At 68.8% G+C, this 12746-nt stretch carries 9 protein-coding genes; all 9 read left to right on the top strand.

Annotation, left to right across the window (positions count from 1 at the left end; all coding sequences use genetic code 11):
• Nucleotides 1-14 precede the first annotated feature (14 nt).
• Entirely contained in the window at nucleotides 15-2003 is a 1989-nt protein-coding gene (locus BIZ42_RS05730; protein WP_070425824.1) for a type IV pilus secretin PilQ family protein, read from the top strand.
• A 138-nt stretch (nucleotides 2004-2141) separates the two neighbouring features.
• Nucleotides 2142-3164 (top strand): MoxR family ATPase, encoded by a 1023-nt coding sequence (locus BIZ42_RS05725; RefSeq protein ID WP_026069886.1) that lies wholly within the window; start codon nucleotides 2142-2144, stop codon nucleotides 3162-3164.
• A gap of 5 nt (nucleotides 3165-3169) precedes the next feature.
• Nucleotides 3170-4093 carry a DUF58 domain-containing protein gene (locus BIZ42_RS05720; RefSeq protein WP_070425823.1) on the top strand — a complete coding sequence of 308 codons (924 nt, stop codon included), beginning with the start codon at nucleotides 3170-3172 and terminating at the stop codon, nucleotides 4091-4093.
• On the top strand, nucleotides 4090-4557 hold the full coding sequence (locus BIZ42_RS05715; protein WP_070425822.1) for a DUF4381 family protein: 468 nt from the start codon (nucleotides 4090-4092) through the stop codon (nucleotides 4555-4557). The genes BIZ42_RS05720 and BIZ42_RS05715 overlap by 4 nt, the downstream gene beginning before the upstream one ends.
• A complete protein-coding gene (locus tag BIZ42_RS05710) occupies nucleotides 4554-5561 on the top strand; it encodes a VWA domain-containing protein (protein WP_070425821.1) in 1008 nt (335 codons plus the stop codon). The genes BIZ42_RS05715 and BIZ42_RS05710 overlap by 4 nt, the downstream gene beginning before the upstream one ends.
• Nucleotides 5558-7312 (top strand): tetratricopeptide repeat protein, encoded by a 1755-nt coding sequence (locus BIZ42_RS05705; protein ID WP_070425820.1) that lies wholly within the window; start codon nucleotides 5558-5560, stop codon nucleotides 7310-7312. The genes BIZ42_RS05710 and BIZ42_RS05705 overlap by 4 nt, the downstream gene beginning before the upstream one ends.
• The gene (locus tag BIZ42_RS05700) at nucleotides 7309-9012 is read left to right on the top strand and encodes a BatD family protein (protein ID WP_070425819.1); all 1704 of its coding nucleotides are present in this window, start codon (nucleotides 7309-7311) and stop codon (nucleotides 9010-9012) included. The genes BIZ42_RS05705 and BIZ42_RS05700 overlap by 4 nt, the downstream gene beginning before the upstream one ends.
• A gap of 67 nt (nucleotides 9013-9079) precedes the next feature.
• Nucleotides 9080-10423 (top strand): dicarboxylate/amino acid:cation symporter, encoded by a 1344-nt coding sequence (locus BIZ42_RS05695; RefSeq protein ID WP_070425818.1) that lies wholly within the window; start codon nucleotides 9080-9082, stop codon nucleotides 10421-10423.
• Between the two features lie 151 nt (nucleotides 10424-10574).
• Nucleotides 10575-12584, top strand: a complete 2010-nt coding sequence (tkt, locus tag BIZ42_RS05690) for a transketolase (RefSeq protein WP_070425817.1) — start codon at nucleotides 10575-10577, stop codon at nucleotides 12582-12584.
• The last annotated feature ends 162 nt before the right edge of the window (nucleotides 12585-12746 follow it).

Raw genomic sequence — 12746 nt, 5'->3', positions numbered from 1 at the left:
ATGGGGATAGCACGATGACCTTTTCCAACGCCCTGCGGCTGCGTCCGGTCCGGCGGCAGAAGCTGATCCACCTGTGCGCGCTGGGAGTCGCGCTCATGGTGGCCAACGGCACGCTGATGGCGGCCACGCCCAGCGGCGCCGTGCCCAAACCGGCGGCCACCACCGCGCCGGCGACTGCACCGGCCTCGCTGTCGGTGTCCAAGATCGACTTCAAGCGCGGCGACGATGGCGCCGGCCGGCTGATCCTGCAGTTTGACGGTCAGGGCGCCAGCCCGGATCTGCGCAGCCAGGGCAACAGCGTCGTCATCGACGTGGGTAATGCGCGCCTGCCGGAAAACCTGCAGAAGCCGATCAACGTGACCGACTTCGCCACCCCGGTGCAGCGCATCGACGCCAAGCCGTATGGCGGCGGCACCCAGCTGGTGCTCAACACCAACACCGCGTTCGAATCGCTGGCCTACCAGAGCGGCAACGAGTACGTGGTGGAGATCAGCCCGCGCCAGGCGGCCCCGGCAACCGGTGCGGTCAATGCCGCCACGGTCAGCCAGGCGGCGGCGTCCGTCGCCCAGCGCGGCTACAGCGGCAAGCCGGTGACCTTCAACTTCCAGGACGTGCCGGTACGTACCGTGCTGCAGCTGGTGGCCGAGGAATCCAACCTCAACGTGGTCGCCTCCGACAGCGTCCAGGGCAATGTGACCCTGCGCCTGATCAACGTACCGTGGGACCAGGCGCTGGACATCGTGCTGCGCGCCAAGGGCCTGGACAAGCGCCGCGATGGCGGCGTGATCTGGGTTGCACCGCAGCCGGAGCTGGCCAAGTTCGAGCAGGACAAGGAAGACGCGCGCATCGCGATCGAGAATCGCGAGGACCTGGTCACCGATTACATCCAGATCAACTACCACAACGCTGCGGTGATCTTCAAAGCGCTGACCGAGGCCAAGGGTATCGGCGGCGGCAACAGCGGCAGCGGCGGCAGTGGCAGCGGCAGCAATTCGCAGGAAGAAAGTGGCTTCCTGTCCTCGCGTGGCCGGATCGTGGCCGACGAGCGCACCAATACGCTGATGATCAGCGACATCCCGAAGAAGATCGCGCGTATGCGCGAGCTGATCAACGTGATCGACCGTCCGGTGGACCAGGTGCTGATCGAAAGCCGGATCGTGATCGCCACCGATACCTTCGCACGCGAGCTCGGCGCGAAGTTCGGCATCAGCGGCAGCCGCGACAACGTGTACTTCAGCGGCGACCTCGGGCAGAACGGCAAGAACATCAACGACCGTGCGGCCAAGGATTTCGAGTACCAGAAGGCCATCAACGAGTGGGTGGCCGGAGGCCGCACCGGCGCGATCCCGGTCCGTGCGCCGTCCACCATCAACAGCGGGTTGAACTGGAACCTGCCGGTGGACGCGCTCAAGAGCCCCGGCTCGCTGGCGCTGTCGATCCTCAATGCCGGTTATCTGCTGGACGTCGAACTGTCGGCCATGCAGGAAGAATCCCGCGGCGAAGTGATCTCCAACCCGCGCGTGGTGACCACCAACCAGCGCGAAGCGGTGATCAAGCAGGGTAAGGAAATCGGCTACGTCACCATCAGCGGTGGCGGTGCCGGCGGTGTGGCCCAGGCCAACGTGCAGTTCAAGGAAGTGGTGCTGGAGCTGAAGGTCACCCCGACCATCACCAACGACAACCGCGTGTTCCTGAACATGGCGGTCAAGAAGGATGAAGTGGACAGCTACATCGTCCTGGATGGCTACGGCACCGTGCCGACCATCAACCGCCGGGAAGTGAACACCGCCGTGCTGGTCGATGATGGCCAGACCGTGGTGATCGGTGGCGTGTATGAGTTCACCGACCGCAACAGCGTCAACAAGGTACCGTTCCTGGGCGACGTGCCGTTCCTGGGCAATCTGTTCAAGAAGCGCAGCCGCAACAAGGACAAGGCCGAACTGCTGGTGTTCGTGACCCCCAAGGTGCTGCGCGTGTCCCGGACCACCCCGGCCGTGAATTGATACGCACCCGCATGCAATGACGAAAGGGCCGCCGCGTGCGGCCCTTTCTGCGTTCAGCCAATCTTGATGTCGTAACCGGCGCTGTCCTGCCATCATGGCGATGGAACCTCTGCCCACCGTGGAGGTCACATGGATGCCATGAATCTGCCGCCCCCCATGCCCGATACCCCCACGCCCGCTCCGGTGGAGCACGACCGCCTGCACGATGCCTTCCGCGCGCTGCGCGATGGTCTGTCGTCCGAAATCGTCGGCCAGAGCGCGCTCGTCGAGCGCCTGCTGACCGCACTGCTGGCGGATGGCCACCTGCTGGTCGAAGGCGCCCCGGGCCTGGCCAAGACCACCGCGATCCGTGCCCTGGCCGCCCGGCTGGATGCGGATTTCTCGCGCGTGCAGTTCACCCCGGACCTGCTGCCGGCCGACCTGACCGGTACCGAGATCTGGCGCCCGCAGGAAGGGCGGTTCGAGTTCGTGCCCGGCCCGATCTTCCATCCCATCCTGCTTGCCGACGAAATCAACCGCGCACCGGCCAAGGTGCAGTCCGCGCTGCTCGAAGCCATGGGCGAGCGCCAGGTCACCGTGGGCCGGCATACCTATCCGCTGCCCTCGCTGTTCCTGGTGATGGCCACGCAGAACCCGATCGAGCAGGAAGGCACCTTCCCGCTGCCCGAAGCCCAGCTGGACCGCTTCCTGATGCATGTGCGGATCGGCTATCCCGATTCGGATGCGGAGACCGAAATCCTGCGCCTGGCCCGCGAGCGCGCCCGCGAGGCGCTGTCCACGCCGGCCGCCGCGCCGGCCCGCATGCCGCTGAGCGATGTGTTCGCCGCGCGCAAGGCGGTGCTGTCGCTGCACGTGGCACCGGCGCTGGAGCGTTACCTGATCGAGATCGTGCTGGCCTCGCGCGATGCCGCCCGCTACGACCCGGCGCTGGCCCGGCGCATCGCCTGGGGCGCCAGCCCGCGTGGCTCGATCGCGCTGGAACGCTGTGCGCGTGCGCGCGCCTGGCTGGCCGGGCGTGACTTCGTCACCCCGGACGATGTGCGTAACGTGGCGCCGGACGTACTGCGCCACCGCGTGCTGCCCAGCTATGAAGCCACCGCCGAAGGCTGGGATGGCGAGCGCCTGGTCGCCGAGCTGCTGGCCCGCGTGCCGGCGCCCTGAGCGCGATGGAGACCCCCGTGCATACGGCCACGCCGCTGGAGGGCGATGGCCTGCGGCCGAGCCTGGCCGAGCTGGTGGCGCTGCGCCGCAGTGCGCATCGCGCACCGCCGGCCCGCCGTGGCCGCCTCGGTCATGCCGGCAGTGCGCCGTCACCGGCGCGTGGCCGGGGCATGGAGTACGCCGAGTCCCGCGACTACGTGCCGGGAGATGATGCGCGGCATATCGACTGGCGGGTCACCGCGCGCACCGGGCGGGCCCACACCAAGCTGTTCCAGGCCGAGCGCGAACGTTTGACACTGCTGGTCGCCGACACCGATCCGGTGCTGTATTTCGGCACCCGGGTCCGCTTCAAATCCGTGCAGGCCGCACGCGTCGGCGCGGTCGCGGCTTGGCTGGCGCAGCGCCAGGGCGATCGCCTCGCCGCCGTGCGGGGCAGTACCCAGGAACCGCCGATCGCACCGGCCGGTGGCACCCGCGGGGTGCTGCGCGTGCTGAATGCCCTGACCCGCTGGTATGCCGAACCGCCTGCCGAAGATGCCGGGCTGGATCGCGCGCTGGAGCAGGCGGCCCGGTTGCTGCGTCCGGGCGCACGCGTGGTCGTGCTGGCCGATCCGGCGCGCGCCTCCACCATCACCGTTGCCCGTTGGGCTGCGCTGGCCATGCACCACGAAGTGGTGGTGATGCTGCTGGTCGATCCGCTGGAAAAGGCGCCCCCTGCCGATGCGCTGCCCTTCCTCTCGCAGGGACGTCGCGTCCTGCTTGATCTGGGCAATGCGGCGGTGCGCGAGCATTGGCGCGAACGATTCGTCGCGCCGCTGGATGCATTGCAGACCACCTTGTCCGCACGCCGGATCCAGGTGCACGTGGTCTCTACCGATGACGCCAGCGACAGCTGGTTGAGCCCGCTGCCGACCGCGGTGGTGGCATGAGCGCGGCCGCGTCGCTGCCGCTGCGTGATGTGCAGCTGCCGCCGTCACCGCCATGGTGGCCGCCCGCACCGGGCTGGTGGCTGGTGTTCGCCGCGCTCGTGCTGGTGGTGGTCGCGATCTGGGTCTGGCAGTGGCGTGCGCGGCGCGCGCGCCAGCGGTGGCTGGAGCTGTTCGATGCCGAGGTCGACCACGCCGGCTCGCCGGTACTGCAGGTTGCTGCGATCGCTTCCCTGCTGCGCCGTGCGGCGCGCCGGTACCAGCCAGGCGCGGAGCGTCTGCAGGGGCCGGCGTGGCTGGCGTTCCTGGATGAGAACAACAGCCGCGCCTTCTCCGACGGCGACGGCGACGGCGCGCTGCTGCTGGACGGTGGCTATCGGCCAAGCGTGGATGCCGAGGCGGTGCAGCGGCTGCGCGTGCTCGCGCGCCGCCGCTATCTGTCGCTGCTTACGGAGCGGCGCCGATGATCGCGATCACGCTGCCGACGTGGTTGAGCTGGGTCGACAGCCTGGCCTGGCCCTGGATGCTGCTGGCGCTGCCGTTGCCGATCCTCATGCGCTGGTGGCCGTCGCGCCCCGGCGCGGGCGCCGCGCTGCGGGTGCCCTATGCCGCCGACCAGCTGCAGTCGCTCGGTGCTGCCCCGGGCGGTGCGGGGCCACGGCTGGGGCGTGCATTGCTGTGGCTGGCCTGGGCCTGCCTGTGCGTGGCCGCCGCGCGGCCGCAGCAGCTCGGCGATGCAGTGACGCCGCCACAGCAGGGCCGGCAGATGATGCTGGCAGTGGATGTATCCGGCAGCATGAGCGAGGCGGACATGATGCTCGGCAACCAGGTGGTCGAGCGGCTGACCGCGGCCAAGGCAGTGCTCGCCGACTTCCTGGACCGCCGCGTCGGCGATCGTGTCGGCCTGCTGATCTTCGGCGAGCGCGCCTACACGCTCACGCCGTTGACCGCCGACCTCACCAGCGTGCGTGACCAGCTGCGCGACAGCGTGGTCGGCCTGGCCGGGCGCGAGACGGCGATCGGCGATGCGATCGCGCTGGCGGTCAAACGCCTGCGCGAACAACCCCAGGGCCAGCGCGTGCTGATCCTGCTCACCGACGGCGTCAGCAATGCCGGCGTCCTCGAACCGCTGCGCGCGGCCGAACTCGCCCAGGCCGAAGGCGTGCGCGTCTACACCGTGGCCTTCGGCGGCGATGGCGGCATCAGTCTGTTCGGCGTGCAGATCGCGCCGGGCGACGACCCGGTGGACGAGGCGACCTTGAACAGGATTGCCGAGCTCACCGGTGGCCGCTCGTTCCGCGCGCGCAATACCGATGAGCTGGCCGGCATCTATGCCGAGCTGGAGCGGCTGGAACCGGTCAAATCGACGGGCCCGGCGGTGCGGCCGCGGATCGAGCGCTACGCGCCGCCGCTGGCATTGGCGTTGCTGCTGGCCGGCCTGGCCTGGCTGCTGCCGAGGCGCTGGATATGAGCGCGAGCTGGAACGCCCTGCATTTCACGCGCCCCGAGGCCCTGTGGGCGCTGCTCGCGCTGCCGCTGCTGGTGGCGATCTGGTGGTTGCGCCGGCGCCGGGCCAACGTGTGGCGGCAGACCGTGGATGCGCATCTGCTGCGCCACCTGCTGGTCGGCCGCGACCGTCGCGCCTGGGGTGGGTTGGTGCTGTTGCTGTCCGGTACGGTGATCGCGATCGTGGCCCTGGCCGGTCCCTCGTGGCGGCAGGTCGCCCAACCGTTGTGGCAGACGCCGTCGCCGCTGGTGGTTGCGCTGGATCTCTCTTCTCGGGTGACCGCGACCGATCTGCCACCGTCGCGCCTGCTCCAGGCACGCGCCAAACTGGCCACACTGCTGCGCGAACGCCAGGGCGGTGAAGTCGCCCTGCTGGTGTACGCCGATGACGCCTACACGGTGGCGCCGCTGACCGACGACATGGCCAATGTCGCCCTGTACCTGGATGCCTTGGCACCGGACGTGATGCCACGCGATGGCCAGCGCGCGGACCGTGCGCTGGAAACGGCGGTGAAGCTGCTGCAGCAATCCGGCGCACGCGGTGGCGACATTCTGCTGCTGACCGATCGCGCCGATGCCGATGCAGAACAGGCGGCGGCCTCGGCACGCGCGCAGGGTTTCGTGGTCTCCGTGCTCGGCCTGGGTACGCCGCAGGGCGCGGCCTACCGTAATGGCGAAGGCCAGATCGTGCCCGCGCGGCTGGAAGAGGGCACCCTGCGCGGCGTCGCCAGCCGCGGCGGCGGTCGCTATGCCCGCATCGCCTCCGACGACAAGGATCTGGCCGCGCTGGACGTGTTGATCCCGCGGGTCAGTGCCGATGACAGCCGCGAAGGGCAGGGCCGCACCTGGCGCGATGAAGGTTTCTGGCTGCTGCCGCCGCTGATGGTGCTGGCCCTGTTTGCGTTCCGGCGGCGCGGCGCACTGTCGGTGCTGGTGATGATGGCGGCCGTGCCGATGGCGCTGCCCACCACGGCGCACGCCGCCGAAGGAACGTGGTGGCAACGCGCCGACCAGGTCGATCAGCAACGCTTGTCCAGCGGCGTGGATGCGTACCGCAAGGGCGACTTCAAGGCCGCGCAGCAGCAGTTCGAGGGCATCGACACCGACGCCGGCTGGTACAACCTCGGCAACGCATTGGCGCGCCAGGGGCAGTACGACGCGGCAATCGAAGCCTATGACCGCGCCTTGAAGAAGCATCCCGGCATGGCCGATGCGGTGGCCAACCGCGCCGCGGTCGACGCCGCCCGGAAGCGCAAGCCGCCGCAGAACAACGACCAGAACAACGATCAGAAGGACGGAAAGAACCCGCCCGAAAAGCCCGACGCAGGCACGAATCAGGGGCAGCAGGGACAGGGCAAGGAGGGTGACGGTTCGCCGCCGCAGAACCAGGGCCAACCGGGGCAGTCACCGCCGCCCTCGTCCGGTGATCCGAAGGATGGCCGCTCCCAGGGCGAGAAGTCACCGCAGGCCGCCGACAGCCAGGCGCAGGCCGAGGCCGACGCCGCCCAGCGCGAACGCATGCAGCAGGCGATGCAGCGCCAAGGGAACAACGACGGCAACGACAAGGCCCACGGCCAGATCAGCGGCACCCCGCAGCAGCGTGAGCAGCAGCAGGCGGTCGAGGCCTGGATGCGGCGCGTACCGGATGATCCGGGCAGCCTGCTGCGGGCCAAGTTCCAGCTGGAAAACGAACGCAGGAAACGGGAAGGGCGATGACACACTCCACGATACAGCGCTGGTTGCGCGCCGGGCTCGTCCTGCTGCTGTGCGCGAGCCTGGCCGCGCAGGCACAGACCCGGTCATGGCTTGATCGTGACCAGATCACCGACAGCGACACCGTCACGCTCAACATTGAATCCGATGCGGGCGGTGGTGCGCCGGACTATGCACCGCTGCGGACCGACTTCGATCTCAGCAGCCAGACCAGCAGCCGCCAGGTGCAGTGGAGCAATGGCGCGATGACCTCGCGCGCGTTGTACGCGGTGGCGCTCAGCCCGAAGCGGAGCGGCACGCTGCAGGTTCCCGCCCTGCAGGTTGGCAGCAGCCGTACGCAGCCGCTGACGCTGCAGGTCGGTGCGAGCAGCGCATCGGCCCCCGCCGCGGCCACGGGCAATGCCGCCGTGTTCCTGGAAACCGAGGTCGATGATCCGACGCCGTACGTGCAGCAGAGTGTCGGTGTGGTGGTGCGCCTGTTCTACGCCGCGCAACTGCTCAGCGGTGAACTGGTGCTCGATACGCCGGCCGGTGCATCGCTGCAGCGGGTGGGCGAAGACCGCACCCTGGTGCGCGAGGTCAATGGCCGCCGCTACAACGTGGTGGTACGTCGTTTCCTGCTGATCCCCGAGCGCAGCGGAGCGCTGGTGCTGCCGGCGGCCCAGTTCAACGGGCGCAGCGCGGGCGGCTTTTTCAACGACATGTTCGGTGGCGATGGCCGCCTGCGCGCCGCATCGGCCGAGCGCACGCTGCAGGTCCAGGCGCAGCCCGCGTCTGCACCGCAGCCGTGGCTGCCGCTGCATGGGCTGCGCCTGCGCTACACCGCCGCGCCCACCACCGGCCGTGCCGGAGAAGCGGCCACCATCGTGGTCGAGGCCGTGGCCGAGGGCGCGACCAAGGCGCAGTTCCCGGAGTTGCCGGTGCCCGATGTCGGGCCAGGTGCGCAGGTCTTCGCCGAGCCGCCGCAGTTCGATGAAACCTTCAACGGCAGCACGCCGCAGCTCACGCTGACCCGGCGCTTCGCGATCGTGCCGCGCCAGGCCGGTGCGCTGACGGTGCCGGGGCTGCGCATGGCGTGGTGGGACGTGGCGGCCGGTCAGCCGCGCAACGCGAGCCTGCCGGACCTGCAGCTGGATATCGCCGCCGGCGTCGGCGGCAGTGCCGCAGCACCCCTGCCGGTGGACACCACCTCGGCCCTGCCGGGTGAGCCGGCCACGGCGTCCACCGATCTGCAGTTGGCGCCTGCGCAGGCCGCGCCACGTCCCTGGGGCTGGATCGCCCTGTCGGCCGGCCTGGCCGTGCTGTGGCTGTTGACCCTGGCCTGGGGCTGGCGCCGACGGCGGCGCCCGGCGGTCGTGCGGGGCGCCGAGGGGGTGGTATCCGTCACCGCGTCGGGGAGTCCGTACACCCGCGCCGACCTGCGCCGGGCGATGGAAGCCGGCGGACTGGACGAGATCATTGCGGTGCTCGCGGGAATGGGCGGTGTGCAGACGTTCGAGCGGGTGCTCGAGCGCCTCGACGACGCACAGCAGCGGGCGGCGCTGGTCCAGATGCAGCAGGTCCGCTGGGGCGGGCAGGGCGGCGATGTCGGCCAGGCCCGACAGGATCTGCGCCGCGCCTTCCATGACGGACCGCACTGGCGGCCCCCTGCGGCCACGCAGAACAATGGCCTGGCGCCGCTGTACCCATCTGCGCATTCATAAAAAAGCGTGTCGGTCAGGGCGGCCGCCTTTGCTAAGCTGATTTCATTTTTTCGAGGAACGCCGCTCCATGACTGAGGCCGCAACGACCCGGCAGAAACTGCCTTTGCACTGGAAAATGGGCATTGGCTTCATCATCGGCCTGGTCCTCGGGCTGACCGTCCATGCGCTCGGTGGCAGTATCGACGGCCTGCAGGCCGCAGCCAAATGGGTGATGGACTACATCACCACGCCGGCCTCGGGCCTGTTCCTCAATCTGATCTTCATGCTGATCGTGCCGCTCATCTTCTCGGCGCTGATCATGGGCGTGTCGGAGATGGGCGACATCCGCGCCCTTGGCCGCATCGGCTGGAAGACGCTGGCCTACACCATCCTGCTCTCCGGCATCGCCGTGGGCATCGGCCTGGTGCTGGTCAACGTGCTCAAGCCCGGCGCAGGCGTGGACCCGGTCGTGGCCGCGCAGATGCTCACCGAGAATGCCGAGCGCAGCAAGGAAATCGTCGCTGGCATCCATGGCACGCCCAAGGGCATGGACATGCTGCTGTCGATCGTGCCGAGCAACGTGGTCGAGGCGGCCTCCAGCAATGGCGCCATCCTCTCGCTGATGTTCTTCGCGCTGATGTTCGGCATCGGCATGGTGCTGACCGACGAGGCGAAAGTCGCCCCGCTGCGTCGCGCCATCGAAGGCATCTTCGAAATCTCGATGACCCTGATCAACCTGGTCATCCGTCTGGCCCCGTACGCAGTGGCCTGCTTCATGTTCAACCTGGCCGCGCTGTTCGGCTTCGAGCTGATCATCCGCCTGGGCGCCTACGTCGGCGTGGTGGTGCTGGCGCTGGGCCTGCACATGGTGGTGACCTACGGCGTCGCGGTATGGCTGTCCGGCCGCTCGCCGCTGGCATTCTTCCGCGACACCCAGGAGGCCACCGTGATGGCCTTCTCGACCGCGTCCAGCAATGCCACCCTGCCGACCGCGCTGCGCGTGGCCGACCAGATGGGCCTGCCGCAGAAGGTCTCGCGCTTCGTGCTGACCGTGGGCGCCACCGCCAACCAGAACGGCACCGCGCTGTTCGAGGGCGTGACGGTGATCTTCCTGGCGCAGTTCTTCGGCGTGGACCTGAGCATCGGCCAGCAGTTCATGGTGATGGCGGTCTGCATCCTGGGTGGCATCGGCACTGCCGGCGTGCCCTCCGGCTCGCTGCCGGTGGTGGCCATGATCTGCGCCATGGTGGGCGTGAACCCGCTGGGCATCGGCCTGATCCTGGGCGTGAACCACTTCCTGGACATGTGCCGTACCGCGCTGAACGTCACCGGCGATCTGGCCCTGACCACCCTGGTGGCCAAGGGCGAGGTGGACGATGGCCCGGTCGTGGCCACGGTGGCCCCGGCCCCCGCGCCGGCCCCGCGCGACTGAGCCTGCACAGGCCCGAGCTGACCTGACGCCCCGCCCAGTGCGGGGTGTCGTCGTTAAGGGCCTGGCCTGTCTTCGGCCTGACCCCGCCGATCACCTGTGGGACAATGGGCTGCCCGCAGCTCCGCGGGAGCCTCCCGACTCCGACAGAACCATGACGCAGCCTACCCGCCGCCAGTTGGCCAACGCCATCCGCTTCCTTGCCGCTGATGCGGTCGAAACCGCCAAGTCCGGTCATCCCGGCATGCCGATGGGCATGGCCGACATCGCCGAAGTGCTCTGGAACGACTATCTCCGTCACAACCCGAAGAATCCCAAGTGGTTCAACCGCGACCGCTTCGTGCTGTCCAACGGCCACGGCTCGATGCTGCAGTACGCGCTGCTGCACCTGAGCGGCTACGACCTGCCGATCGAGCAGCTCAAGCAGTTCCGCCAGCTGGGCAGCAAGACCGCCGGCCACCCCGAGCACCATGAAACCCCCGGCGTGGAGACGACCACCGGTCCGCTGGGTCAGGGTCTGGCCAACGCCGTGGGCTTCGCCCTGGCCGAGAAGCTGCTGGCGCAGCGCTACAACCGCCCCGAACACGAGATCGTCGACCACCGCACCTGGGTGTTCCTGGGCGACGGCTGCCTGATGGAAGGCATCTCGCATGAAGCCGCCTCGCTGGCCGGCACCTGGGGCCTGTCCAAGCTGGTCTGCTTCTGGGACGACAACCACATCTCCATCGACGGCAACACCGATGGCTGGTTCACCGACAACACCCCCGAGCGTTTCGAAGCCTATGGCTGGAACGTGGTGCGCGGCGTCGATGGCCACGACCCGGAGAGCATCAAGTCCGCCATCGACAGCGCGCTGTCGCAGTTCGACAAGCCGACCCTGATCTGCTGCCGCACCACCATCGGCTTCGGTTCGCCGGGCAAGGCCGGCAAGGAATCCAGCCACGGCGCCCCGCTGGGCAAGGACGAGCTGGAAGCGACCCGCAAGCAGCTGGGCTGGCCGTACGGCCCGTTCGAGATCCCGGAAGAGATCTACGCCGGCTGGCGTGCCGGCGGTACCGGCACCCTGCGCCAGGCCGAGTGGGAGCAGCAGTTCGACAAGTACGCCGCGCAGTACCCGGCCGAAGCCGATGAGCTGATCCGTCGTTCACACGGCGAGCTGCCGGCCGATTTCATTGCCAAGGCCGATGCCTACATCGCCCAGGTCCAGGCCGACGGCCAGACCATTGCCTCGCGCAAGGCCTCGCAGCTGGCGATCGAAGCGTTCGCGCCGCTGCTGCCGGAGCTGGTGGGTGGTTCGGCCGATCTGGCGCACTCCAACCTGACCCTGTGGAAGGCCAGCAAGTCGGTCGCCACCGATGACCCGAACGCCAACTACGTCTATTACGGCGTGCGCGAGTTCGGCATGACCGCGATCGCCAACGGCCTGGCCCTGCATGGCGGGTTCATTCCCTTCGACGCCACCTTCCTGGTGTTCAGCGATTACGCCCGCAACGGCGTGCGCATGAGCGCGCTGATCCCGGCCCACGCCATCCACGTTTACACGCACGATTCGATCGGCCTCGGCGAAGACGGCCCGACCCACCAGCCGGTGGAGCACCTGGCCTCGCTGCGCTACATCCCCAACAACGATGTGTGGCGCCCGTGCGATGCGGTCGAATCGGCGGTCAGCTGGAAGTCGGCGATCACCCGCAAGGATGGCCCGAGCTGCCTGGTCTTCAGCCGCCAGAACCTGCCGCACCAGCCGCGCGACGCTGAGCAGATCGCACAGATCGAGCGCGGTGGTTACGTGCTGGCCGATGCTGAAGGCGGCGTGCCGGACGTGATCCTGATCGGCACCGGTTCGGAAGTGGGCCTGGCCGTGACCGCCAAGGCGGAACTGGATGCCGCCGGCATCAAGACCCGCGTGGTGTCGATGCCGTCCACCGACGTGTTCGAGCGCCAGGACGCCGCCTACCGCGAGTCCGTGCTGCCCAACGCCGTGCGCAACCGCGTGGCCGTGGAAGCCGGCGTCACCGGTTTCTGGCGCCAGTACGTGGGCCTGGACGGTGCGGTGGTCGGTATCGACACCTTCGGTGCCTCGGCCCCGGCCGAAGCGCTGTACAAGCACTTCGGGATCACCGCCGAGCACGTCGTGGCCGCGGCCAAGGCGCAGCTGGCGAACTGATCGTGGCGCCGGGCGATGCCCGGTAGCTGCAACGCGAAAGGCCGGGGAGATTCCCCGGCCTTTTCGTTTGTTGAAGGGCAAACACCACGCCATCCTTGATCGAGGGTAGATCCCCGCCATGCGTGGATGCTGTTGGCGCAACCCTCGACCATGGCTGACGCG

Source organism: Stenotrophomonas sp. LM091 (assembly GCF_001806305.1).
GTDB classification, from domain to species: Bacteria; Pseudomonadota; Gammaproteobacteria; order Xanthomonadales; family Xanthomonadaceae; genus Stenotrophomonas; species Stenotrophomonas bentonitica_A.
This window is presented reverse-complemented; position numbering and strand designations above follow the sequence as displayed.